Here is a 25,371-nt window from a genome sequence, read left to right as displayed (position 1 = left end):
CGGCCCACGCAACCCCGATAGATAAGGACCCGCCATGCCGCGCCTGGCCGCCAATTTGACCATGATGTACAACGAGCACCCCTTCCTGGACCGCTTCCAGGCCGCCGCCAGCGACGGGTTCCAGGGGGTGGAGTTTCTGTTCCCCTACGACTTCGCCGCCGCTGACATCCGCGCGCGGTTGCAGGATAACGGGCTGACTCAAGCCTTGTTCAACGCGCCGCCCGGTGACTGGGCGACCGGCGAACGCGGCATTGCGTCGCTGCCTGGCCGTGAAGACGAATTCCTGCGCGGCCTGGACCAGGCGCTGAGCTATGCGGCGCAATTGGGCAACCGCAGCCTGCACGTGATGGCGGGCCTGATCCGGCCTGATCAGGATCGCGCGGCGCATCGCGAGGTCTATGTGCGGAACCTGGCGCGAGCCGCCAGCGCCGCCGCGTCGGCGGGCATCACGGTGGTGATCGAACCCATCAACACGCGCGACATCCCCGGCTTCTTTCTGAACCGCCAAGATGAGGCCCAGGCCATTTGCGCAGAAGTCGGCGCGGCCAACCTGAAAGTGCAGTTCGATTGCTATCACTGCCAGATCGTCGAAGGCGACATCGCCGTGAAGCTGGAACGCGATATGGCTGGCATTGGGCACATCCAGATTGCCGGCGTGCCCGACCGTCACGAGCCCAACCTGGGCGAACTGAATTACCCCTATCTATTCGACCGCATCGATGCGCTGGGTTATGCCGGCTGGGTCGGCTGCGAATACCGCCCCAAGGCCGGCACGCGCGCGGGCCTGGGCTGGGCCCAAGCCTATCTGGCCACGCACTGAGTCAACAAGAAGCGAGCTCCACATGAAAATCCTGATCACCGGCGGCGCCGGATTCCTGGGCCAGCGGCTGGCTCGACAACTGCTTGAGCAAGGCACGCTGACGCTGGACGCCAGCGGCCCGCAAACCATCACGCGCATCGACCTGCTGGACGTCGTGAAGACCGACGCCTTCACTGACCCGCGCGTGCATTCGCGGGTGGGCGACATCGCCGACCCCGCCGTGCTGCGCGACGCCATCGACACCGATACGCGCGCCATCTTTCACCTGGCGGCCATCGTCAGCGGCCAGGCCGAGGCGGATTTCGATCTGGGCATGCGCATCAACCTGGATGCATCGCGCGCCTTGCTGGACGTGTGCCGCGCGCTGGGCCACCAGCCGCGCGTGATCTTCACCAGTTCGGTGGCGGTGTATGGCGGCGACTTGCCCGACACCGTGCGCGACGACACCGCGTTGTGCCCGCAGTCGTCCTACGGCACGCAGAAGGCCATTGCCGAACTGCTGCTGGCCGACTACACGCGGCGCGGCTTTGTGGATGGGCGCGTGCTGCGTCTGCCGACGATCAGCGTGCGCCCCGGCCGGCCCAACGCGGCCGCCTCGTCGTTTGCCAGCGGCATCATCCGCGAACCGCTCAACGGCGAAGCCGCCGTGTGTCCGGTCGGCCCCGATACGCGCCTGTGGCTGCTGTCGCCACGCGGCGCCATCCAGGCGCTGATTGCCGGTTGCGAACTGCCCGCCGATACCGTGGCCGACCGCGCGCCGATCAACCTGCCGGGCGTGTCCGTCACCGTGGCCGACATGGAACAGGCGCTGCGCGACGTGGCGGGCGACGCCGTGGCCGACCGCATCACCTGGCGGCCGGATGAAAAGGTGGAACGCATCGTGGGCAGTTGGCCTGGCCGCTGGGACACCACGCGCGCCAACCGGTTGGGTTTGGCGGGCGATAAGAGCTTTGCCGACATCATCCGCGCCTATCTGGCCGACGACCTGCCGCGGTAAAGCGCGGCGCGACGCCTCCGTATCGACACACCGCATCGATACACCGCATCGATACACGGCATCGATACACCGTACCGCTATTCCGTACCGACACTTTCCTATCGCCATTCCCATCGACATTCCGGACGACACCGCCATGAGCCATCCGCAACCTTCCCCCCGCCGCGTCGGCGTTATCGGCCTGGGCGCCATGGGCGCGGGCATTGCCCAAAGCCTGCGCCGCGCCGGCCACGATGTGCACGTCTATGACATCCGCCCCGAGGCCGCCGCAGCCTTCGCCGCCGAAGGCGGCGTGGCCTGCGCCACGCTGGCCGAGATGGCCGCCGCCTGCGACATCGTTGTGAGCGTGGTCGTCAACGCGCAGCAGACCGAGGCCGTGCTGTATGGCGACGGCGGTATCGCCGCCGCCCTGCGCGCCGGCGCCGTCTTTGTGATGTGTTCCACCGTCGACCCCAACTGGTCCATTGCGCAGGAAGCACGCCTGGCCGAACTGGGCGTGCTGTACCTGGACGCGCCGATCTCGGGCGGGGCGGCCAAGGCCGCCGCCGGCCAGATGACGATGATGACGGCGGGCAGCGCGGCGGCCTACGCCGCCTGCGGCGCGGTGCTGGAATCCATGGCCGGCAAGGTCTACCGGCTGGGCGACCGCGCGGGGGCGGGCAGCAAGGTCAAGATCATCAACCAACTGCTGGCTGGCGTGCACATTGCCGTCGCGGCCGAAGCCATGGCGCTGGGCTTGCGGGAGGGAGTAGACGCGGACGCGCTGTACGAGGTCATCACGCACAGCGCCGGCAATAGCTGGATGTTCGAAAACCGCATGCCCCATGTGCTGGCGGCGGACTACACGCCCTTGTCGGCCGTGGATATTTTTGTGAAGGACCTGGGGCTGGTGCTGGACACCGCGCGGCACAGCAAGTTTCCGCTGCCGTTGGCGTCCACCGCGCATCAGATGTTCATGCAGGCGTCCACGGCGGGGCATGGCCGCGAGGACGACAGCGCCGTCATCAAGATTTTTCCTGGCATCAGCTTGCCGGAGGCCAAATGACTATCAAGCTAGGCTGTATCGCCGACGACTTCACGGGCGCCACCGATCTGGCCAACAACCTGGTGCGCGCGGGCATGCGCACGGTGCAAACCATTGGCGTACCGGGCGAGCCCCTGCGCGCCGATGCGGACGCCGTGGTGGTGGCCTTGAAAACGCGCACGCAGCCGGTGGAAGACGCCGTGGCGCAATCCCTGGCCGCGCTGGAATGGTTGCAGCAGCAAGGCGCCGAGCAGATCTACTTCAAATACTGCTCCACCTTCGACAGCACGCCGGACGGCAATATCGGCCCGGTGACCGATGCCTTGATGACGCGGCTGGGCACGCGCTTCTCCATCGCCACGCCCGCGTTTCCTGACAACAAGCGCACCGTCTTCAAGGGCTACCTGTTCGCGGGCGACGTGCTGCTGAACGAATCGGGCATGCAGCATCACCCGCTGACGCCGATGACCGACCCGAACCTCGTGCGCGTGTTGCAGGCGCAGACCGCGCGCAAGGTCGGGCTGATCGACTACAGCGTGGTGGCCGCGGGGGCCGACGCGATTCTTGCGCGTATGCAGGCCTTGCAAGACGAGGGCGTGGAAATTGCGATTGTGGACGCGGTGTCCAACGATGATCTGTTGCGGCTTGGCCCGGCGCTGCGCGGCATGCCGCTGGTGACGGCGGGTTCGGGCGTGGCGATCGGTCTGCCGGGCAACTGGGGCCTGGCGCCGGCCAGCGCGGCCAGCCAGGCACGCGTGCCCGGTTTGCAGGCCGTGGTGGCGGGTAGCTGCTCCAGCGCCACCAATGCACAGGTGGCGGCTTTCATCGAAAGCGGCCGGCCGGCGCTGGCGCTGGACCCGATGCGGCTGGCATCGGAAGAGAACGTGGTGACGCAGGTGCTGGGCTGGGCCGAGCCGCGCATGCAGCACGGCCCGGTGCTGGTCTATTCCACCGCCGAGCCTGAGGCGGTCAAGGCGGCGCAAGGCGCGCTGGGCGTGGCGCATGCGGGCGCGCTGATCGAAGCGGCCATTGCGCGCATCGCGGTTGGGCTGGTTGAGCGCGGCGTGCGCCAATTGATTGTCGCGGGCGGCGAAACCTCGGGCGCGGTGGTGCAGGCGTTGGGCTTGCAGCAGATGGCCATCGGCGAGCAGATCGACCCGGGCGTGCCGTGGTGCGCGGGCTACTCACCGGTGGCGCGTGGCGAGGTCAGCATCGCGCTGAAGTCCGGCAACTTCGGTACGCGGGACTTCTTCACTAAGGCATTCGGCTGAGGCCGGACATCGAAGCAGCGGCAGACGCAGACGCCGCAGCAGCAGCAACAGCAGCAGCAACAGAAACAGGAGCAGGGCATTGGCCAGCAAACAAAATACCGAGCTCAAGGGTGGCTTGAAATCACGCCACCTGACGATGATGTCGATCGCCGGGGTCATCGGGGCGGCGTTGTTCGTCGGGTCCGGCAAGCAGATCGCGCTGGCGGGGCCGGCCGTCATCCTGGCCTATCTGGGTGGCGGCATCCTGGTCATTCTGGCCATGCGCATGCTGGGTGAGATGGCGGTGGCGCAGCCCGACACAGGGTCGTTTTCCACCTACGCCGACCGCGCCATCGGGCGCTGGGCCGGTTTCACCATCGGCTGGCTGTACTGGTATTTCTGGGCCTTGCTGATGGGCTGGGAAGCCTATGTGGCCGGGCAGATCCTGCACGGCTGGTTTCCGATGGTGCCGGACTGGGGCTATGCGCTCTTCATCACCGTGGCGCTTATCGTCGTCAACTTCATGAACGTGCGCAACTACGGTGAATTCGAGTTTTGGTTCGCGCTGATCAAGGTGATTGCCATCGTGGCGTTCCTGGTCATCGGCAGCCTGGCGGTGGTGCATCTGTGGCCGTGGGGCGAAGCGCGCGGCGTATCGCAGTTGACCGCGCAGGGCTTCATGCCCAATGGCATCAAGTCGGTGGTGGTGGCCATGCTGGGGGTGATGTTCGCCTTCATCGGCGCGGAAATCGTCACGGTGGCCGCCGCCGAATCGGCCGACCCCGCGCGTGAAATCATCAAGACCACGCGCTCGGTGGTGTGGCGAATCTGCCTGTTCTACGTGGGCTCCATCTTCATCATCGTCTGCCTGGTGCCGTACAACGACCCGCTGCTGTCGCAGCCCACGCACGGCAGCTACAACGTGGCGCTTAGCAGGTTGGGCGTGCCGTACGCGCAGGCCATCGTCAACTTCATCGTGCTGACGTCTGTGTGCAGTTGCTTCAATTCGGCCTTGTACACGGCCTCGCGCATGCTGTATTCGCTGTCGCGGCGTGGCGACGCGCATCGCATCATGCAGGTGACCGGCCGCCGCACCGGCACGCCGTATGTGGGCGTGCTGATCTCCAGCGCGTTCGCGTTCGTGGCGGTGTGGATGATGGCCACGTCCAAGATGGATCTGTACGACGTGCTGATGCAGGCCACCGGCACCATCGCGTTGTTCGTGTACCTGGCCATTGCGCTGTCGCAGTTGCGCATGCGCTATCGGCTGCAAGCGCAAGGCGTTGAGCTGACGTTCAAGATGTGGCTGTTTCCGTGGCTGACCTATGCGGTCATCGTGTGCATCATCGCCGCGTTGATCACGATGGTGGTGGAAGGCACCTACCGGAACGAAGTTGCCTACACGTCCTTGCTGGCGGGGGTGATTGTGCTGATGGGTCTGATCGCGCAGCGCTGGGGCATCGGCACCCGCCAGCGGCGCGAGCAGCTCAGCGGTGCGCCTGGCTAAGGCGCTTGGCCGCGTTCACCATGTGGATGCGCGCTGCCTCGCGCGCGCCTTCCACGTCTTGCTGGCGGATGGCTTCGACGATGGCGACGTGTTCGTGCAGCACGTCGCGCATCAAATCGGCATGGCGGGCTTCGTTGCCACGCGTCACGCGGGTGGCGGCTTCCAGGAACTGGCTGACGAACGCCAGCGTGGTCAGAAAATAGGGGTTGCCGGTGGCGCGCGCAATGCTGCGGTGAAACGCCACGTCTTCCTTCACGCCGTCGCCGCCGTCCGCCACGGCTTGTGAAATCGCGGCTAGCGCGCGGTCGATCTCGACCATGTCGCGCTTCTTGCGCACCGCCGCGGCCTGGGCCGCGATTTCGGTTTCCAGCGCGCGGCGCAGATCCACAATGTGCAGCACTGCGTCTAGCGATGTGAGTTCGGTGGCGTCGATGCGCAAGGCCCGGTTGCCCGTCAGCCCGGTGACGTACACGCCGCTGCCTTGCCGCGCTTCCACGATGCCGTCCTGCCGCAGCCGCGACACCGCTTCGCGGATGACGGTGCGACTCACGCCAAACTGCTCGGCCAGCGCGGCCTCGGTGGGCAGCTTTTCACCCGGCAGCACGCGGCCTTCGTCGATTTCGGCGAGCAGGCGCTTGGCGACCGTGTCGGTCAACGTGGGCGGGGACGGAAGTCGGGGGAACACCATGGATCTTGAGTGCAAGGGTGGGAGCGGCCGGCAGGGGTGAGTGGCCGCTTATCTTATCAAGGCCGTCGGCCGGCCCGGCGCCCATGATAACCGGTCGTTTGCTCGGCTTAGCGCGTGGGCGCGGCATGGGCGTCGAGCAGGCAGTCGATGAAGCACTGCGCGGCGGGCGTGGGCGGGGAATCCGCCCGGGTCAGGATGGACACGCGCGCGGCCGGTAGTTCGTGGGACAAGGGCACCATGCGCAGGCCGCGCGGCAGCAGCCGATGGTCAAACAGATTGCGCACGAAGATGCCCAGCGCGTCGCTGTCGGCAATGATGGCCAGCGCCACCGCGATGGACTGGCACGGAATCACGTCGCGCGGCGCGGGCAGCTTGTGCGCCGCAAACGCCAGCCGCAGCAGGTTGGCGGGTGCCTGGATGTTGCCGGGCAGCAGCCACAGCGCGTCGTGCAGGTCGGCCAGCGTTTGTGCATGCCGCAACGGATGGCCCGCGCGCGCGCCCACCGCCAGCGGCAGCGTGAAGAGCGTGGTGCGGGCAAAGCCGTCGTCGATCTCGCCGTCGTATTCGGTTTGCACCAGGAAGTCGTAGCGGCCGGATTCCAGTTGTTCGTGGCTGAAGGGCGGCGCCACTTCGTTGAAGGCCACCGACACGCGCGGCATGCGCGCGCGGAATGCCGCCAGCGCGGCGGGCAGCACCGTCAAGGCGGCCGAACTGATGGCCAGGTTCAAGGAACCCCCTTCGCCGTCGCGCATTTGCCCGATCTCTTCCTGCGCGCGCCTGGCCTCTTGCAGGATCACCACGGCGCGCTTGTACAACGCCGAGCCGTAAGGCGTGAGTTCGACCCCGCGCGCGCTGCGCCGCACCAGTTCGGCGCCCACGCTTTGCTCAAGCTCGCGCAGGCTGCGCGTGGCAGCCGGCTGCGTCACGAACAGGGCGCGCGCGGCCGCGCGGATGCTGCCGTGTTCGGCAATCAGGACAAAGGCGCGCAACTGACGAAGGTTCATGGGGCAGGGGTATAACAAAAAGGTTTCACTGGAACAAAAATACTGTCTTTTCCTTATCGTGCGCCATCCGTATATTCACGCGGATGGGGCGGGCTTGGGGACCGCGTGGTCCGCGCACCGCCCCGCCACGGACATCAAGGGGAAAACATGTCTATCGCCATCGCCGCCGCGTCCGGCCGGCAGCAGCCTTTGCATTCGTCGACGATGCGCCGGCGCGTGATCGCCGGCACCACCATCGGCAACGCGCTGGAGTTCTTCGACTTCACCGTCTTCACGTTCCTGATGCTGGTCATTGGGCCGCTATTCTTTCCGGCCGCCTCCAGCTACGGTCAATTACTGCTGACCACCGCTACCTTTGGCGTGGGCTTCCTGATGCGGCCGGTGGGCGGCATGCTGATCGGGTCCTACGCCGACCGCCACGGCCGCCGCGCCGCCATGACGCTGACGCTGTGGCTGATGGGCCTGGGCTGCGCGCTGATCGCCGCCGCGCCCACGTATGCGCAGATGGGCGTGGCCGGCCCCGTGCTGATGGTGCTGGCGCGCTTGATCCAGGGCTTCGCCGCGGGCGGCGAAGTGGGGGCCTCGACCACGCTGCTGGTTGAACACGCGCCCGCGAACCAGCGCGGCTTCTACTCAAGCTGGCAGTTCGGCAGCCAGTCGTTGGGCGTGATGCTGGGCGCGCTGACGGTGGCGTTGCTGACCGCCACGCTCAGCCAGGAACAGATGCAAGCCTGGGGCTGGCGCGTGCCGTTCGTGATCGGCATTTTGACCGTGCCGGTGGGCGCCTACATCCGCCGCAACCTGGAAGAAACCTTGGAACCCGCGTTGGCCCCCGCGCTGGAACCCACGCCAGCATCCACGCATGCGCCCGAGACGGCGCGCCAGGCGCCCACCCACCAGCCGCTGCGCCGCGTCTTCACCGAACACAAGGCGCTGGTCGTCAAGGGCATCCTGCTGGTGATCGGCGGCATGGTGTGCGCGCAGATCATCGGCTTCTACATGCCGGCCTACGCCAACAAGGAATTGGGCCTGCCCGCCACGTCCACGCTGTTCGCCAGCGTGGTGCTGGGCGCCATCGGCTTTGTGATCGCGCCCTTTGTCGGCATGCTGGCCGACCGGGTGGGCCGCAAGAAGGTCATCTTCTGGTCGCGCGCGGCCACGGTGTGCGCCTTGCTGCCCTGCTTTCAGTGGCTGGTGTCCGCGCCCAGCACGGCGCGGCTGATGACGGTGATTGCGCTGCTGGCCGTGTTGCTGGCCTTGCAGACGGCGCCGGTCATCACGATGCTGCCCGAGCTGTTTCCGAAGGCGGTGCGCACCACCGGCATGTCTGTCGTGTATGGTCTGGGCATCTCGGTTTTTGGCGGCTTTGCGCAGTTCTTCGTGACCTGGCTGCTGCACGTCACCGGCAACCCCATGGCGCCCGCCTGGTACTTGATGGTGACCGTGACGCTTTCCACCGTGGTGCTGTTCTGGATACAGGACCGCACCGGCCATGCAATCGACACTCAGGAGGCATGATGCCCAGCAGTACCAGCTACTTTCCCCGCAGCTACGCGGAATCGCGTGAGCGATTCCTGGCCGACGCCGAGCGCCTGGGCGCCTCGGTCGCGTCCTACCCGATCGAGGCGCGCGGCAGCGAGGGCGAAGCCTTGGGCACCGACGTGGCGCTGATCGGCGCGCCCAACGCGCAACGTCTGTTGATCATGACGTCCGCCACGCATGGCGTTGAAGGATTCTGCGGCGCGGGCTGCCAGTTTTCCTTGATGGACGATGCACCGATGTTGAAGCGCGCGCGCCAGGCGGGCGTGGCCCTGCTGCTGGTGCACGCGGTGAACCCCCACGGTTATTCGTGGATGGCGCGCACCGACGAAGGCAACGTCGACTTGAACCGCAACGTCCAGCCCTTTGACGGCACGCCGCCGCCGGCGAATCCGGGCTACGGCGCGCTGCATCCGCTGCTGCTGCCGGCGCAATGGCCGCCGTCGGAAGACAACCAGCGCGACGTCGCGCGGTATGTGGCCGAACATGGGCAAGCCGCGTTCGCGCAAGCGGTGTCGCGCGGCCAATACACCCATGCCGATGGCCTGTTCTACGGCGGCGCGGCACCTGCCGCATCGCGCGAGAACCTGCGTCGCATCCTGGACACGCATGCCAGCCCCTACGCGCATATCGGCTGGATCGACGTGCATACCGGGCTGGGTCCGCGCGGCCATGGTGAAAAAATCTACGCCGGCCGTCGCGATGACGCCGAAGTGGCGCGCGCGCGCCAATGGTGGGGCCTGGACATCGCGGTGCCGTTCCAGGGCACGTCGGCATCGGTGGACATTACCGGCCACCTGGCCAGCCTGATCTACCAGGCGTGCCCGCGGTCTTCGCCCACGCTGATGGCCTTGGAATACGGCACCGTGCCATTCGATGACGTGGTGCTGGCGCTGCGCGGCCGCAACTGGCTGCGGGCTAACCCCGATGCCCCCGCGGCGCTGCGCCGAGACATCCTGCAAGCCACGCAAGATGCGTTCTATTGCCACGCCTACGACTGGCACGGCATGGTGCTGGGCCAAAGCCGCGTGGCCGTGCTGCAAGCGCTATGCGGGCTTGAAGCCGCGCATTGATCCCAGGCGCGTGTCTAGCGCCGCCATCCTGCATGTAAACCCCGGGTGCAACCTGCCGCCGTCAAGACGTTGCGGCGGGTTGCACCCGCGCGTTTGCACCGTGCTACGGAATTACCCGCGCGGCATGCACCATGTTGGGTAATCCCTAGTTGAACCGCGCAGCAACCCATCGATATGCTTCGGTTAACCGAAGGAATCAAAGAGTTCCAAACGGAGGAGTTTGAAACCGAGCCGGCACCTCGCTGACAAGGAACACAGGATTTGCATAGCGCGCCTCCCTTGAACTCGGCCGCCACTGCCGCCCAGGCCACGCCCATACGCGTGATTCCGTGGGCAACGTGGCTGCATCGGGTCTTCGTCGTATTGATGTATGCGTTCATGCTCTGCCCCATCGTGCTGGTGGTCTGGTTGAGCTTTTTCAAGGACGCCATCCTCTATTTCCCCCCGTCGGGCTACACGCTGTCCTGGTACGTGAAAGCGTGGGACAACCCCGCGTTCGCCAACGGCTTCCTGTTCAGCCTGCAAGTGTCGCTGGTGGCCGCCGCCATTGGCGTGGTGATGGGCGTGCTGGCCGCCGTCGGCATTGCGCGTTACCGCTTCCAGGGCAGCAAGGGCGTCAACACCTTGCTGCTGTCGCCCTTGCTGATACCCGGAATCGTGGCGGGCGTGGGCATCTACCTGTTCTATCTGCGCGCTGAAGAAGTGTTGGACCAGGACATCGTCGGCACTTTCGGCGGCCTGATCATCGCGCACGTCTGCCTGACGATTCCCTGGACGGTGCGACTGGTCACGGCAGGCATGGCCGGGCTGGACGGCTCCATCGAGGAAGCCGCGCGCAACCTGGGCGCCAGCGCGCCCAAAGCCTTCATGCGCGTGACGCTGCCCATGCTGCGCCCGTCCATCGTGGCGGCCGCGCTGTTCAGTTTCGTGGTGTCTTTTGAAAACCTGGAACTGTCGCTCTCACTGGTGGGGCCGGGCCGCACCACGCTGCCGATCGCCATCATGCAGTACCTGGAATTCAATCTGGACCCGACCATCGCTTCGGTGGCTTCGGTGCAAATCTTGCTGTTGGGCATCATCATGCTTGTGACCGACCGCTATGTGAAACTCAGTCAGGTGGTGTAAGAAAATGGCGAAGGTCTCAATCGAGAATATCCGCAAGCAATTCGGTGCGGCAGTGGCGGTGTCTGACTTTTCACTGGAAATCGCGGAAGGCGAGCTGGTCACGTTCCTGGGCCCCAGCGGCTGCGGCAAGACAACCACGCTGCGCATGATTGCCGGCTTCATCACGCCCACCGCCGGCCGCATCCTGATCGGCGACACCGACGTGACCCGGCTGCCTGTGCACAAGCGCGACACCGGCATGGTGTTCCAGCGCTACGCGCTGTTTCCGCACATGACGGTGGCCGAGAACGTGGCCTTCGGGCTGGAAATGCACAAGGTGCCCAAGGCCGAGCGCGACGCCAAGATCCGCCGCGTGCTCGACATGGTGCGCATGACCGAATTGCGCGACCGCTATCCGCGCCAGTTGTCGGGCGGCCAGCAGCAACGCGTGGCCATTGCACGCGCGCTGGCCATCGAACCGAAGGTGTTCTTGCTGGACGAACCCTTGTCCAACCTGGACGCCAAGCTGCGGCTGGAAGTGCGTGAAGAAATCCGTTCCTTGCAGCAGCGCCTGGGCCTGACCACCGTGTTCGTCACGCACGACCAGGAAGAAGCCCTGGCGATTGCCGACCGCATGGCCATCATGCATGACGGCATCGTGCAGCAAGTGGGCGCGCCCGACACCTTGTATGAACACCCCGCCAATCTTTTCGTGGCCGACTTCCTGGGCAAGATGAACGTGTTTACCGGCCGCGGCCAGGCCGATAACCAGTTCCATACCGACGCGGGCCAGCGTATCACCACGCCGGGCGGGGCAGGGGCCACGCATGTGGGTGTGCGGCCCGAGCGCGTGCGCCTGGCCGAGCAGCCGTCGGGCGGCAACGCCTTGCCGGGTGTGGTGGAGTCGTCGCTGTACCTGGGGTCGGTGCTGGAAGTGCGCGTGCAACTGGAAGGCGGCAACCGCATGATCAGCCAGGTGGCCAATGGCGGCGCGGGCCGCGCGCAGCCGGCGCCCGGTGCGCGCGTGTACGCGTGCTTCGAGCCCGAAGACTGCGTGGCCTTCACGCAATAGGAGCCGCCATGACAACTGCAACCGTAGACGGGCGTCCCAGCCGCTGGCTGGGGCCGGGGCTGGCCTTTCCGGCATCGCTGGTGGTGCTGGTGATCATCATGGTGCCCATCCTGCAACTGGCGCGCTACAGCTTCAACCAGTTCGACCCGGTCGATCTGATGCAAACCGCCTTCACCTTCGAGAACTACGCCAAGTTCTTTGGTGATGCGTATTACCGCGACATCTTCTTCACCACCTTGTGGGTGGCGGGGCTGTGCACGCTGCTTGCGCTGGTGCTGGGCTTTCCGGTGGCGTACTTTCTGGCGCGCACGCAGAGCAAATACAAAAGCCTGTTCGTGATCCTGCTCGTGTTTCCGCTGATGGTGGGCAACGTGGTGCGCGCGGCGGGCTGGATGGTGGCGCTGGGCAATGCGGGCGTGCTGAACGCCACGCTGCAGGGCCTGGGCCTGATCGACAAGCCCATCTCGCTGATGTACACGCCCACGGCGGTCGTCATCGGCACCACGGCGGTGGTCATGCCCTACCTGATCCTGACGCTGCAAAGCGTGCTGGAAGGCATGGACCTGTCGGTGGAAGAAGCCGCGCGCAACGTCGGCGCCAGCTTCTTCACCACGTTTCGCCGCATCGTGCTGCCCATTGCCGCGCCGGGCGTGGCGGCGGGCACGATGCTGGTGTTCATCTTGTGCATGAACGCCTACGCCACGCCGGTGCTGCTGGGCGGTTCCGGCCTGACGATGATGGCGCCCGCGCTGTATGACCAGATCACGCGCGCATCGAACTGGCCGTTCGGCGCCGCGCTGGCCGTCATTCTGGTGTGCGGCACGCTGATCATTGCACTGCTTTCGAACTGGCTGATCCATCGGCGCTACATCAAGACCATGGCGTCTTGAGCCCGAGCCACAACAAGGAAATTTCATGGCATCCGTATTGTTCAAGAACGCGAACCTGCTCGACCCCTTGCTGGCTGACCTGCAGGAAGGCCACCACGTGCTGGTCGAGGATGGCGTCATCAAGGAAGTGTCGGACAAGCCCATCACCAGCGCGTCGGCGCAGGTGATCGACGCCGCCGGCCGCACGCTGATGCCTGGCCTGATCGACCTGCACGTGCACGTGTTGGCCACGCAACTGAACCTGAGCACGCAAGGCGTCTTGCCCGATGCGCTGGTGATGATGCGCGCGGTGCCCATCATGGCGGCGATGCTGCGCCGGGGCTTCACCACCGTGCGCGATGCGGGCGGCGCCGGCTGGGGCCTGAAGTGTGCCGTCAACGAAGGCACGGTGAAGGGGCCGCGCCTGTTCATTTCCGGCCGCGCCATCAGCCAGACGGGCGGCCATGGGGACCCGCGTCCGCGTTCCGACCACCTGCGCCCGATGAGCTTTTGCGGCTGCTGCTTCCGCGCGGGCGACATCGGCCGCGTGGCCGACGGCATCGACGACGTGCGCAAGGCCGTGCGCCAGGAACTCCAGATGGGCGCGGATCAGATCAAGATGATGGCCTCGGGCGGCGTGGCATCGCCGACTGACCCGATTGCGTCCTACGGGTATTCGGAAGAAGAAATCCGCGTCATCGTCGACGAAGCCGCCAGCCGCCAAACCTATGTGATGGCGCATTCCTACACGGCCGACGCTATCGAGCGCGCCATTCGCAACGGCGTGCGCACCATTGAACACGGCAACCTGGTGGACGAGCGCGTGGCGCGCTTCATGGCCGAGAAGGGCGCGTTCGTAGTGCCCACGCTGGTGACCTACGAAGCGCTGGCCAACGAGGGCGCCGACTACGGGCTGCCGCCCGATTCGGTGGCGAAGATTGCCACGGTGCGCACCGCCGGGCTGCATTCGCTGGAAATCTACAAGAAAGCGGGCGTGAAGATCGGCTATGGCTCGGATCTGCTCGGGCCGTCGCAGCGCCTGCAAAGCGATGAATTCCGCATTCGCAACGAAGTGCTGTCCGCGCAGGAAGTGATCCAGTGCGCCACCACCACCGCCGCCGAAGTGCTGAACCAGGTCGGCCAGTTGGGCCGCATCCAGGTGGGCGCGCTGGCGGACGTGCTGCTGGTGGACGGCAACCCGTATCGCGACCTGTCCTGCCTGCTGGGCCAGGGCGATCACATCGACCTCATCATGAAGGAAGGCGTCATCGAACATAACGGGCTGGGGGTGTAAAGGCCATGAGCGATCCCACGTTTTCGCAGTCGGAAGTTGGTGAGGAATCCCGCGACGTCAACGCCGCCAAGGGCTGGCATCCGCCGTCCGCGCCCGCGTCGCGCGATCGGGGGCTGGGGCCGTTTCCCAGGCTGATTTTGCGCGGCGCCACCATCATCGACGGCACCGGCGCGCCGCCCTGGGGGCCGGTGGACATCGTGATCGAGAACGACCGCATCACCGCCCTGGTCAACGTGGGCACGCCGCACAAAGCCATCGACCCCAAGCGCCGGCCCGGCCCGGGCGACCACGAAATTGATTGCCACGGCAAGTTCGTCACGCCAGGCTTCGTGGACGCGCACGCGCACATCGGCACGCCGTATCACGCCATGAGCGGCATCGTGCCGCCCGCCGACTACATCTACAAGCTGTGGTTGGCGCATGGCGTGACGACGGTGCGTGAGATGGGCGCGATGGGCGGCCTGGGCTGGACGATGGAGCAGCGCGAGCTCTCGGCCGCCAACAAGATCGCCGCGCCGCGCATGGTGGTGCATTCGGTGTTTCCCGCCGTGAACGACCGCGTGAAGACCATCCACACGCCCGAGCAGGGCCGCGAATGGGTGCGCAAGCTGGCCGCGCGCGGCGCGGACGGCATCAAGTTCTTCGGTGCGCCGCCCGCCATCATGGAAGCGGCGCTGGACGAGGCCGCGCAACTGGGCCTGCGTTCGGGCTGCCACCACGCGCAGATGGCGGTGACGCGCGTGAACGCGCTGAAGTCCGCGCGCTGGGGCCTGACCAGTTCCGAACACTATTACGGCCTGCCCGAAGCCTTGTTCGAAGACCGCGTCGTGCAGTCCTTTCCCACCGACTACAACTACAGCGACGAGTACTACCGCTTCGCCGTGGCCGGCCAGACCTTCATGCAGGCGGCGCAACCGGGGTCGGCCAAGTGGCGCCAGGTGATGGACCAGTTTCTGGAGCTGGGCCACACCTTCGTGCCCACCTTCAACATCTACGACGCCAACCGCGACCTGATGCGCGCGCGCCGGGCCGACTGGCACGACGACTACACCTGGAAGGCGGTTTGGAAGTACTTCCAGCCGCAACGCGGCGGGCACGGCGCCTACTGGTATCGCTGGAGCACCACCAACGAGATTGAGTGGAAGCAGAACTATCGCCTGTGGATGCAGTTCATCAACGAATACAAGAACCTGGGCGGCCGCGTGTGCGCGGGCAGCGACTCCGGCTTCATTTTCCAGATCTACGGCTTTGGGTTCGTGCGTGAACTGGAACTGCTGCAGGAAGCGGGCTTTCATCCGATTGAAGTGCTGCGCGCCGCCACCTCGCAAAGCGCCGCGCTGCTGGGCATCGATGACGATACCGGCTCCATCGACGTGCAAAAGCGCGCCGATCTGCTGATCCACGACCAGAACCCACTGACCGATTTCAAGCTGCTGTTCGGCACCGGCGCCATGCGCCTGAACGACGATACGGCCAAGGTGGAATGGAAGCGCTGCCTGCAAACCACCATCAAGTCCGGCGTGGTGTATGACACCGCCGAACTGCTGGCGGACGTGCGCAAGATGGTCAAGGACAGCTGGGCCGACGACCCCGATGGCGAGCGTCCGCCGTTTGGTGGATCGCCCGCGGGCTCGCCTTGCGACAGCGCGGATCAGGCGTCCTGACATGGCGGTGGATCTGTTCCTCTTGTGCGGGTTTCTGGGCAGCGGCAAGACCACGCTGCTGGTGGATTACCTGCGCGATCCGACCTCTCGCGATACGGGCGTGATCGTCAACGAGGCGGGAGAAATCGGCGTGGACGGCGCCATTGTGGCCAACGACAGCGACAACGTGCCGATGACGCTGATGGCCAATGGCTGCGTGTGCTGCTCGCTGCGCAGCGATCTGGTCTACACCTTGAGCGCGCTACTGGACGCACCGCGCCCCGAGGGCGAAGGGCCCTTGCAGCGCGTGATCCTGGAATGCAGCGGCCTGTCGCGGCCCGGCCCCATCATCGCGTCGTTGGCCGATCCTGAACTGGCCAGCCGTGGCCTGCGGCTGACGGTGGTCTGCACCGACGACTGCGCGCGCGACCCCGATGCGCTGGCCGAGATGGACGAAGCCATGGCGCAGTTTGGCGCCGCGCACCGCATTGTGCTGACCAAGACTGACCTGCTGCCGGCGTCCGCGCTGGATGCCCGCGCCGCGCGCGCCGCCTTGCTGAATCCGCTGGCGGACGTGATCGCCGAACCCGACCGCCGCCGCGCCGTACAGGCCGCGTTCGCGCCGTCGCAAGGCGTGGCCGACCTGGCGGGGCTGGCCGCGCGGATGTTGGCCGCAAGCAAACCCGGCCTGCCGCACCCGCGCATTCGCGTCATGGCGGCACGGGCGCGCGAGGACATCAGTTGGACGGATTTTTCAGAATGGCTGGATAACCTGGCGGGCCTGTGCGGCGAACGCCTGCTGCGCGTGAAGGCAGTGGTGCGCGTGGCTGACTGCGCCGAGCCCATCCTGATCCAGTCCGTGGGCACCACCTTCAGCGCGCCGCAACGGCTGACGCGCCAACCCGACGCCAGCGCCGCCATCATCGTGATCGCGCGCGACATTGATGCGGAGGAGATCCGCGCCTTGGCGCCCGATGCGCCGGTGGAAATGCTGGCCTGAACGTATGCAAGAACCCTGGCTGCGCGGCCGGGCACAGCCGCGCCGCGCAGCCGCACCGTAGCAAGTTGCTAGTCCCCCTTCGATACGAGGTTGTTATGCAAGAGAAAAACCTGACTCGCCGTGGCTTCATCAAATCCGCCTCTGGCCTGGCGCTGGCCCCCGCGTTGGGCTGGGTGCCTGGCATGGCGCTCGCCGCCGACAAACAGATCGTCGTGGGCACGTGGGGCGGCGATTACCAAAACCTGCTGCAACAGATCATCAACCCCATCGTCACCAAGCAGGGCGTGAACGTGGTGTACGACACCGGCAACGCGGTCGGTCGCGTGACCAAGCTGCGCGCCGAAAAGAACTCGCGGCGCGGCAGCATGGACGTGGCGCTGCTGGGCGAAGTCGACATGTACGACGCCGAACGCTCGGGCACGCTGGAACCCATCGACGCGAAGAAGCTGCCCAACCTGGCGCACGCCATCGCCGCGCTGAAAACGCCGTATTCCATTCCGCACATCTTCAGCGCCATGACGCTGGTCTACAACACCGAAAAATTCCCCACGCCGCCGGACTCGCTGGAAGTGCTGCTGGACCCGAAGTTGAAGGGCCAGGTGGGCTTCTCGGACATCCTGTATCTGTACAACTCGGTGTTCGTCGGGCTGGGCGCGGGCGGCGACACCAAGAGCTTTGATGGCGGCAAGCGCTTTCTGGCCAAGCTCAAGGGCAACGAGCCGCGCATCTACCCGTCCAACGAAGCGGTGGCGTCCGCCTTCAAGTCGGGCGAGATCGCCATTGCGTGCATGTGGAAGGCGCGCGCGCTGCAATGGAAAGACAGCGGCCTGCCGCTGGGCTTCGTGATCCCGAAGGAAGGCTCGGTGCCGGTGTCTTTTGAAGCGGGCGTGGCGAAGAACAGCCGCAACAAGGACGCCGCGTGGGAATACCTGAACGCCATGCTGGACCCGACCGGCCAGGTTGGCTTCGCGGAAAAGATGGGCTACGCGCCGACCGTGACCAATGCGTCGCTGCCGGAAAATCTGAAGCGCGTTGGGTTCACCGAGGCCGAGGTAAAGCTCTTGAAGGCGTACGACTTGAAGGGCCTGACCGAAGGCAAGGCCGACATGCTGGAATTCTGGAACAAGGAATTCAAGGCAGGTTGATCTGGCAGGTGGATAAGGCAGGGGCCGGCGCGGCTGGCCCCTGCGCAAACCCTCACCCGCGCCGCGCCGCCTCGATCGTGGCAACGTCGATCTTGCCCATCGTCATCATGGCTTCAAACACGCGCTTGGCGGCGGCGCGGTCAGCGCCCGTGTAAGCCTCGGTCAACACGCGCGGCGTGATCTGCCACGAAATTCCCCACTTGTCCTTGCACCAGCCGCACTCGCTTTCCTGCCCGCCATTGCCCACGATGGCATCCCACAAGCGGTCGGTTTCCGCCTGGTCGTCAGTGGCCACCTGAAACGAGAAAGACTCATTGTGCTGGAACGCCGGGCCGCCATTCAGGCCCAGGCAGGGGATGCCCATCACCGTGAATTCCACGGTCAGCACATCGCCTTCCTCGCCGGAAGGGTAGTCGGATGGGGCATGGTGCACAGCGCCCACGGCACTATCGGGAAACGTCTTGGCATAGAACTGCGCCGCTTCCAGCGCATCGCTTTCGTACCAAAGACAAATGGTGTTCTTGGGAATCATCGGGGGTCTCCTGGTTGGTTGAAAACCCGTCGACGCCTGGCGCCCGAACAACCGGCGCACATCACGTGCAGGGGTTCGTGGTGTTGAGGATACTCGGTCAGTGGCGCCGATTCTCGTTCGCCAAATCCCGTTTCAACTGTCAGGTTTTTGTGGCAAACGGGGAGCCGTTTGTATGTATCTCAATTGAGATACATAATGGCCGATCCATCCCCGGAGACTTCCATGGCACCCACTTCAATGTTGCACGTCCGTGTCGACGACAAGCTCAAGGCCGAAGCGGCGGAAAAGCTCGCCAACGTTGGCCTGACCATCTCGGATGCGGTGCGTATCTTGCTAACGAGAGTGGCAAAAGAGGGCGGTTTGCCCGCCGGCCTGGCCGTCGACGCCGGGAGCTACGACTCGTGGTTTCACGCGAAGGTACATGAGGCCTTGGCCGATACGCGACCACCGGTCGCCCATGAAGCGGTCATGGACGAGGCTCGTGCCCTGATCAGCAAGAAGAAGCGCCGTGCCGGCTCTTGAATGGCGCGAAACGGCTCGCGAGGATTTGCTGGCGATTCTGCACGCCGCGCAGCAATGGCCGCTCGATAGCGCCTGATCCCTAAACCGTGGCATGTTCGCGTCAGTTCATCGCCAAACTTTCATCGCTTTGATTCTGAAATGTTATATCATTCGTCCGCAATTTGTAATGATATAACATCCGAGAGAATACGATGAAAGGCAAGAAACTGGGGTTCAAGAAGGGAAGCCGCAAGATTGCAATTGCCCGGCCAACACGCCGTGGCAGCCTCAAACCGCTGGTGTGCTCGCTGATGCTGATCGCACCTATCGCGCAAGCCGAGACCGAGGCGGACAGCAAGCGCGCCAAGACGCTGGCGCCCATTACGGTTTCCGCCAACCCGCTGGGCTTGGACCTCAACAGCACCACGCTGCCGGCCTCTGTGTTGGAAGGCAACGAGCTGATCGAACGGCGTAGCGGCACGCTGGGTGAGTCCCTGACGAGCCTGCCCGGTGTCAACAGCGACACGTTTGGGGGCGGCGCCAGCCGTCCGGTGATACGCGGCCAGACCGCGCCGCGCGTGAAGGTGCTGTCCGATGGCTCCGAAGTGATGGATGCCTCCAGCATTTCCCCCGACCACGCCGTGACTGTCGAACCGCTGCTGGCCGAACGCATCGAAGTGCTGCGCGGCCCGGCGACGCTGCTGTATGGCGGCGGCGCCATCGGCGGCGTGGTGAACGTGGTGGACAAGAAGGTGCCCACCGCCGTGCCGGAAAAAGGCGTTGAAGCCGAAATGGAATTGCGTGGCGCCACCGGCACGAAGGAACGCGCGGGTGTCGTCGGCATCACCGCGGGCGAAGGCCAGTTCGCCGTGCGCGTCGAAGGCATGAAGCGCCGCACCAGCGACTACGACGTACCCGATTGGCCGGGCGGCAAGCTGGAAGGCTCGTACAGCGAATCCAGCCAGGGCTCCGTCGGCATGTCGTGGATTACGCCGCGTGGCTACGTCGGCCTGGCGTTCACGCACCTGGAAAGCAAGTACGGCTTGCCGGGGCACAACCACGAATATGAAGGTTGCCACCCGCACGGCACGCACCTGCACTGCGGCGGCCACGACGATCATGACCACGAAGAAGGCCATGAAGAAGAAGGCCACGACCACGACCATGAACACGGCGGCGTGCCCTATGTGAAGCTGCGCAGCAATCGTCTGGACCTGCGCGCGGAATACCAGGACCCCTTCGCCGGCTTTGAAAAGATCCGCGTGCGCGGCGGCTTGACCGATTATCAGCACGACGAGATCGAAGGCGGCGAAGTCGGCACGCGCTTCAAGAACAAGGGCTACGACCTGCGCGTGGAATTGCAGCACAAGCCCATCGCCGGCTGGCGTGGCGTGGTGGGCTTCCAGAACGCCTACAGCGATTTCCGCGCCGACGGCGAAGAAGCCTTCCTGCCGCGCAGCCGCACGCGCTCGAACGGCCTGTTCGTGCTTGAGGAATACCAGTTGAACGACTGGCGTTTCGAAGTGGGCGCGCGCCAGGACTGGCAAAACATCTCGCCGGAAGGCGGCGCATCGCGCAGCAGCCTGTCGGGCACGTCCCTGTCGGCCGCCGCTATCTGGGACTTTGCGCCGCAGTACTCCGTGGCGTTGTCGCTGTCGCGTTCGCAACGCCTGCCGAACGCGCAGGAGCTCTACGCCGATGGCGTGCACCTGGCCACCAATACCTACGAATTGGGCAACGCCGATCTGGGCCGCGAAACCTCGCACAACATCGACCTGACCTTGCGCAAGCATGCCGGCGACACGACGTTCTCGGCCAGCGTGTTCCACAACCGCGTGAAGAACTACATCTACGCCAATACGCTGGACCGCTATGAAGACTTCCGCCTGATCGAGTACACGCAACGCGACGCGGAATTCACGGGCGTGGAAGGCGAACTGCGCCACCAGTTCACGCCGATATTCTCGGCCGCCGTGTTCGGCGACTACGTGCGCGGCAAGCTGACGGGTGGCGACGGCAATCTGCCACGCATCCCGGCGGCGCGCGCGGGCGTGCGCGGCAACGTGAAGTGGCAGCAGTGGTCGGGCGGCGTGGAATACGCGCGCGTGTTCTCGCAGAAAGACATCGCGGCCTATGAAGACAGCACGCCGGGCTACAACCTGGTCAACGCGGTGGTCGCCTATCGCGGCCGCTACAACACGACGGGCTACGAAGTCTATCTGCGCGGCACCAACCTGCTGAACAAGCTGGCTTACAACCACGCATCGTTCATCTCGTCGGTGGCCCCGCTGCCGGGCCGCAGCGTGTTGCTGGGGGTGCGGTTGACGTATTGATGCGCCGGGGTGCCCTACAAGGGGCGCCCAGGGATGCAGCGAGGCCGGGGCGGGGTGCCCCGGCCTTTTTTTGTTGCATTGCGAGAGCGATAAGGTCTACGGGTAGACCCCGAGCCCAATCAGGTTGACGCTGGTCCCTCGCCTTCCTAGAATCCAATTTGTGATCACATATCAGAAATATCGTCCGGCATCCGCCGGCACGCGGTCAGCAGCGAAGCAGAGCATGACCCAACAACTATTCAGTGTTCGAGACAAGATCGTATTGATTACCGGTGCCGCGGGCGGCATTGGCGCTGCGCTCAGCCGGGCATTCGCCCAGGGTGGCGCAACGCTGGTGCTGGCCGACCTGGCGGGGGAAAAGCTGGACGCGCTGGCGTCCGAGCTGCGCGCAGCCGGCGTGAAGACCGGCGCCATCGCGCTGCGCGTGCAAGACCGCGAAGCCTGCGCGAACGCCGTGGCCGACGCGGTTGCCAAGTACGGCGGCATCGATGTGCTGATCAACTGCGCCGGGGTCAATACGCGCATGCGGCCGGAGCTTTACGCCGAAGACGAATGGGACCGCATCGTCGATATCAATCTGAAGGGCACGTTCAACATGTGCCAGGCGGTGCACTCCACAATGAGCCTGCGTGGCAAGGGCAAGATCATCAACATCGGTTCGATTCTGGCGCTGGCCTCCAATGCTGTTACGGCGGCGTACTCGGCGAGCAAGGGGGGGGTGTTGCAACTGACGCGTTCGCTGGCCTGCGCCTGGGCCTCGGATGGCATCACCGTCAACGTGATCCAGCCCGGCTGGATCGACACCGCCTTGTCGCGTCAGGCGCGCGTGGACATCCCCGGCCACGCAGAGCGCGTGGTCGCCACCACGCCGCTGGGCCGTTGGGGCGAGCCGGAAGACCTTATCGGTTCGACCTTGTTCCTGGCCAGTGCCGCATCCGATTTCGTGACGGGTGCAAGCCTCGTCGTGGACGGCGGCGTGACCGCCCATATTTGAATGCGCATTGTTGAACGCAGCGAGCCGGCCCACGAGAGCCGGCACGGCACAAGGAGGAGACATGCAACTTGAGGACATCGGTCAGACGACGCCGGCCCGCACCCTGGTCGTGGAAGAGAGCGACTGGGCGCAATTGACCCGCGCCGACGCCATGCGCCTGACGACGCTGTTCCTGGCAGCGCGCCGCTTCGAAGAAAAGATTCTGTTGCTGGACAAGCTGAACCTGGTGCACGGGCCCGCGCATTCCAGCATCGGTCAGGAGGGTGGGGCGGCGGGCTGCATCGCGGCGCTACCGATCGACACGCTGATGAATGGCACGCACCGCGCGCACCACCAATGTGTGGCCAAGGCCGTCAACGCGCTGTATGACGAAAGCACGGATCCGGTCGCAAGCGGACTGAGCTTGCGCATGCGCCAAGAGATCCAGGGCCTGATGCAAGAGATCCTGGGCCTGAAGGACGGCTGGACAGGGGGACGCGGGGGGTCGATGCATTTGCGCCGCGCCGACCTGGGCATCATGGGCACGAACGCCATTGTGGCGGGCGGAATTCCCATCGCGTGCGGCCACGCATTCGCGGAAAAACAGCGCCGATCCGGCAAGCTGATGGTCACCTTCTTTGGCGACGGCGCCGTGCACCAAGGCGCCACCCATGAAGCCATGAACCTGGCGGCGCTGTACGGCCTGCCCATGATCTTCTTCCTGGAGAACAACAAGTACGCCGTGTCGATGAGCGTGGAGCAATCCACTTTTCAGACCGAGCTGCTGACGCGCCCGCAGGGCCACGGCATCGCGGCGGTCAAGGTCGACGGCATGAACCCCTACGCCGTCTGGCTCGCCACGCGCTGGGCGCGCGAGCACATCGAACGCGAAGGCAAGCCGGCGTTTATCCTGGCCGAGGTCTACCGCTATTACCACCAGAGCTCCTCCATTCCCGGCAGCGCATTTGGATACCGCACGCGCGACGAAGAGAACGCCTGGAAGGCGCGCGACCCGTGGCTGTTCCTGCAACGTGAACTGACCGATCGCGGCATCCTGGGGGCCGATGAGTTGGCCGCCATCGACACGGCGGTGTCCGATGCCATGGACGCAGCTGCGGCATCCTGCGTGGAGGGCGCGGGTTCGTCGGCGCGCATTCGTCCCGAACTCTGGCCCGAGGCGGCAAGCGTGGACGCTAACCTGAACAGCGACATGCGGGAATTCGAGGGCGTGCGCTTTGCGGAGTCGGAAGACTACGCCGCCCAGGACATGGAAGACCTTTCCTACATTGAAGCCATGTCGCGCACGATGGGCGCGCGCATGGCCGAGGACGAACGCATCTATGTCTTTGGCGAAGACGTCGCCAACATGGGCGGCGGTACAGTGGGCGCCACGCGTGGCCTGACGGAAACCTATGCCGGGCGCCTGGTCAATACGCCCATCACGGAAAACGGCTTTTGCGGCCTGGCCACCGGCGCGGCCCTGTCGGGCTTGAGGCCCGTGGTCGAGCTGATGTACAGCGATTTCTTCTTGGTGGCGGGCGACCAGTTGCTGAACCAGGCGGGCAAGATCCGCCATCTGTTCAACGGCACGGCAAGCGTGCCGCTGGTGTTGCGCACGCGCATCCCGGGCGCGGAGGGCTATGGATCGCAGCATTCCATGGATCCGGCCGGGGTGTTTGCGTTGTTCCCCGGATGGCGCATCTTGGCGCCGTCCAATGCCTTTGATTACGTGGGCCTGATGAATTCGGCGCTGCGCTGCGAAGATCCGGTGCTGGTGATCGAACCGCAAGAATTGCACAAGCGCAAGACCCCGGTGCCCAAGAACCTGGACTACTACATTCCGATTGGCCGCGCCAAGCGGGTGCAAGAAGGCGAGCAGATTACATTGCTGGCCACGCTGACGATGGTGGACCGCTGCGTGCAGGTGGCGGCCGAGATGGGCGTGAGCGCCGACATCATCGACCTGCGCACCTTGTCGCAGCGCGACATCGATTACGACACCATCGGCGCATCGGTCATGAAGACGGGCCGGGTCGCGATTGTCGAGCAGACCACGCGGGGGGCCAGCCTGGGCGCGCTGATCGCCGATGAGATCCAGCGCCGCTACTTCGATTATCTGGATCAGCCCGTGCAACGAGTGACGGGCCGCTGGGCGCCGCCGACGGTGTCGCAGGCCCTGGAGCGCGCGGCGCTGGCGGGCGAAGACGATATCCGCTCGCGCCTGAGCACCATGCTGCAAGACAGCGGCCTGATCCCTCAACCAGGAAACGTCCATGCCCTGCGCGCTTGAAGGCAAGACCATATTGATCACGGGCGCGGCCGGCGGCATCGGCAGCGCGACCGCGCACGTGTGCGCCGAGCAGGGCGCGTCGCTCGTGCTGGCGGATCGTGATGCCCCGGAGGCCTTGGCGGCGGAACTGCGCGCGCGCAACGTGCCGGCCCGCGCGGTGGCGTTCGACGTGACCGACCGCGCCGCCACCGAGGCCGCCATTGCCGGCATCGACCGGCTGGATGCCCTGGTGGCCAACGCGGGTTACTGCCCCTGGGACGACTGGAATGCCGAGGGCTGGGATCAGGTGTTTCATCAGGTCATCGACATCAATCTGCTGGGCGTCATGCACCTGACGCGCGCCGCGCTGGCCAAGATGGCGGGCCAGGGATGCGGGCGCATGGTGCTGGTGTCGTCGGTGGCGGCGCGCATGGGCGGGCTGGCGGCCAGTCCGCACTACGTGGCGGCCAAGGGGGGCACGCACGCATTCGTGAAATGGCTGGCGCGCAAGGCGGCGGAGTCCGGCGTAAACGTCAATAGCGTCGCGCCCGGGGCCACCGATACGGGAATGACCCACGGCGCTGCGCTGGATACGAATAAAATTCCCCTGCGACGCATGGCCCAGCCCCGCGAGATCGCCTTGCCCATCGCCTTTCTATGCTCCGATGGCGCAAGCTACCTATGCGGCGCCACGCTGGACGTGAACGGTGGCGTCTACATGACTTAGGCGTACA

Annotated in this window: 22 protein-coding genes; 19 read left to right on the top strand and 3 right to left on the bottom strand. The window is 65.4% G+C overall.

Annotated features, from left to right (window positions below):
- Positions 1-34 precede the first annotated feature (34 nt).
- The 5 genes from otnI (at position 35) to P8T11_RS17445 (ending at position 5,598) form a co-directional block, all read left to right on the top strand.
- Positions 35-820, top strand: a complete 786-nt coding sequence (gene otnI / locus P8T11_RS17465) for a 2-oxo-tetronate isomerase (RefSeq protein WP_268080789.1) — start codon at positions 35-37, stop codon at positions 818-820.
- 22 nt (positions 821-842) lie between these two features.
- Positions 843-1,817 carry a D-erythronate dehydrogenase gene (gene denD, locus P8T11_RS17460; RefSeq protein WP_268080790.1) on the top strand — a complete coding sequence of 325 codons (975 nt, stop codon included), beginning with the start codon at positions 843-845 and terminating at the stop codon, positions 1,815-1,817.
- Positions 1,818-1,953: 136 nt separating this feature from the next.
- Positions 1,954-2,862: an L-threonate dehydrogenase gene (gene ltnD / locus P8T11_RS17455; RefSeq protein ID WP_268080791.1), complete on the top strand. Its 909-nt coding sequence runs from the start codon at positions 1,954-1,956 to the stop codon at positions 2,860-2,862.
- The gene (gene otnK / locus P8T11_RS17450; RefSeq protein WP_268080792.1) at positions 2,859-4,112 is read left to right on the top strand and encodes a 3-oxo-tetronate kinase; all 1,254 of its coding nucleotides are present in this window, start codon (positions 2,859-2,861) and stop codon (positions 4,110-4,112) included. Before ltnD ends, otnK begins: the two co-directional genes overlap by 4 nt.
- A gap of 136 nt (positions 4,113-4,248) precedes the next feature.
- Complete coding sequence (locus tag P8T11_RS17445) at positions 4,249-5,598, top strand: amino acid permease (RefSeq protein WP_326494530.1); 1,350 nt, start codon at positions 4,249-4,251, stop codon at positions 5,596-5,598.
- Here the strand turns inward: P8T11_RS17445 and P8T11_RS17440 are convergent.
- Positions 5,579-6,286 carry a FadR/GntR family transcriptional regulator gene (locus P8T11_RS17440; RefSeq protein WP_268080794.1) on the bottom strand — a complete coding sequence of 236 codons (708 nt, stop codon included), beginning with the start codon at positions 6,284-6,286 and terminating at the stop codon, positions 5,579-5,581. The two genes, P8T11_RS17445 and P8T11_RS17440, sit on opposite strands and share 20 nt — an antisense overlap.
- Before the next feature lie 107 nt (positions 6,287-6,393).
- A complete protein-coding gene (locus tag P8T11_RS17435; RefSeq protein WP_268080795.1) occupies positions 6,394-7,290 on the bottom strand; it encodes a LysR substrate-binding domain-containing protein in 897 nt (298 codons plus the stop codon).
- A gap of 147 nt (positions 7,291-7,437) precedes the next feature.
- Here P8T11_RS17435 and P8T11_RS17430 point away from each other — a divergent pair, with 147 nt between their 5' ends.
- From P8T11_RS17430 to P8T11_RS17390, 9 genes are all read left to right on the top strand, one after another.
- Positions 7,438-8,808, top strand: coding sequence for an MFS transporter (locus P8T11_RS17430; RefSeq protein ID WP_268080796.1), 1,371 nt, complete (start codon positions 7,438-7,440; stop codon positions 8,806-8,808).
- Positions 8,805-9,902, top strand: coding sequence for a M14 family metallopeptidase (locus P8T11_RS17425; protein WP_268080797.1), 1,098 nt, complete (start codon positions 8,805-8,807; stop codon positions 9,900-9,902). The genes P8T11_RS17430 and P8T11_RS17425 overlap by 4 nt, the downstream gene beginning before the upstream one ends.
- Positions 9,903-10,163: 261 nt before the next feature.
- Positions 10,164-11,027: an ABC transporter permease gene (locus tag P8T11_RS17420; protein ID WP_230695578.1), complete on the top strand. Its 864-nt coding sequence runs from the start codon at positions 10,164-10,166 to the stop codon at positions 11,025-11,027.
- A 4-nt stretch (positions 11,028-11,031) separates the two neighbouring features.
- Positions 11,032-12,078 carry an ABC transporter ATP-binding protein gene (locus P8T11_RS17415; RefSeq protein ID WP_050445858.1) on the top strand — a complete coding sequence of 349 codons (1,047 nt, stop codon included), beginning with the start codon at positions 11,032-11,034 and terminating at the stop codon, positions 12,076-12,078.
- Between the two features lie 8 nt (positions 12,079-12,086).
- A complete protein-coding gene (locus P8T11_RS17410; RefSeq protein ID WP_050445859.1) occupies positions 12,087-12,968 on the top strand; it encodes an ABC transporter permease in 882 nt (293 codons plus the stop codon).
- A gap of 25 nt (positions 12,969-12,993) precedes the next feature.
- Positions 12,994-14,241, top strand: a complete 1,248-nt coding sequence (locus P8T11_RS17405) for a metal-dependent hydrolase family protein (RefSeq protein ID WP_268080798.1) — start codon at positions 12,994-12,996, stop codon at positions 14,239-14,241.
- Between the two features lie 5 nt (positions 14,242-14,246).
- On the top strand, positions 14,247-15,905 hold the full coding sequence (locus P8T11_RS17400) for an amidohydrolase family protein (protein ID WP_268080799.1): 1,659 nt from the start codon (positions 14,247-14,249) through the stop codon (positions 15,903-15,905).
- Position 15,906: 1 nt separating this feature from the next.
- Positions 15,907-16,884, top strand: coding sequence for a CobW family GTP-binding protein (locus P8T11_RS17395; RefSeq protein WP_268080800.1), 978 nt, complete (start codon positions 15,907-15,909; stop codon positions 16,882-16,884).
- A gap of 95 nt (positions 16,885-16,979) precedes the next feature.
- Positions 16,980-18,029 (top strand): ABC transporter substrate-binding protein, encoded by a 1,050-nt coding sequence (locus tag P8T11_RS17390; protein ID WP_268080801.1) that lies wholly within the window; start codon positions 16,980-16,982, stop codon positions 18,027-18,029.
- Between the two features lie 52 nt (positions 18,030-18,081).
- Here the strand turns inward: P8T11_RS17390 and P8T11_RS17385 are convergent, their stop codons facing one another.
- Complete coding sequence (locus tag P8T11_RS17385; RefSeq protein ID WP_268080802.1) at positions 18,082-18,561, bottom strand: VOC family protein; 480 nt, start codon at positions 18,559-18,561, stop codon at positions 18,082-18,084.
- A gap of 222 nt (positions 18,562-18,783) precedes the next feature.
- Between P8T11_RS17385 and P8T11_RS17380 the strand changes: the two genes are divergently transcribed.
- The 5 genes from P8T11_RS17380 to P8T11_RS17360 all read left to right on the top strand — a co-directional run bounded on the left by P8T11_RS17380 (position 18,784) and on the right by P8T11_RS17360 (position 25,364).
- Positions 18,784-19,083, top strand: coding sequence for a type II toxin-antitoxin system RelB/DinJ family antitoxin (locus P8T11_RS17380; RefSeq protein ID WP_268080803.1), 300 nt, complete (start codon positions 18,784-18,786; stop codon positions 19,081-19,083).
- A gap of 290 nt (positions 19,084-19,373) precedes the next feature.
- On the top strand, positions 19,374-21,395 hold the full coding sequence (locus P8T11_RS17375; RefSeq protein WP_268082333.1) for a TonB-dependent receptor domain-containing protein: 2,022 nt from the start codon (positions 19,374-19,376) through the stop codon (positions 21,393-21,395).
- A gap of 223 nt (positions 21,396-21,618) precedes the next feature.
- The gene (locus tag P8T11_RS17370) at positions 21,619-22,389 is read left to right on the top strand and encodes an SDR family NAD(P)-dependent oxidoreductase (RefSeq protein WP_268080804.1); all 771 of its coding nucleotides are present in this window, start codon (positions 21,619-21,621) and stop codon (positions 22,387-22,389) included.
- A gap of 61 nt (positions 22,390-22,450) precedes the next feature.
- The gene (locus P8T11_RS17365; RefSeq protein WP_268080805.1) at positions 22,451-24,658 is read left to right on the top strand and encodes an alpha-ketoacid dehydrogenase subunit alpha/beta; all 2,208 of its coding nucleotides are present in this window, start codon (positions 22,451-22,453) and stop codon (positions 24,656-24,658) included.
- Entirely contained in the window at positions 24,642-25,364 is a 723-nt protein-coding gene (locus P8T11_RS17360) for an SDR family NAD(P)-dependent oxidoreductase (RefSeq protein WP_268080806.1), read from the top strand. The genes P8T11_RS17365 and P8T11_RS17360 overlap by 17 nt, the downstream gene beginning before the upstream one ends.
- Positions 25,365-25,371 lie beyond the last annotated feature (7 nt).

Source organism: Achromobacter spanius (genome assembly GCF_029637605.1).
In the GTDB taxonomy this organism is placed as follows: domain Bacteria; phylum Pseudomonadota; class Gammaproteobacteria; order Burkholderiales; family Burkholderiaceae_B; genus Achromobacter; species Achromobacter spanius_E.
Note: the sequence above shows the minus strand (reverse complement) of the source record. Positions and strands in the feature narration are given on the sequence as shown.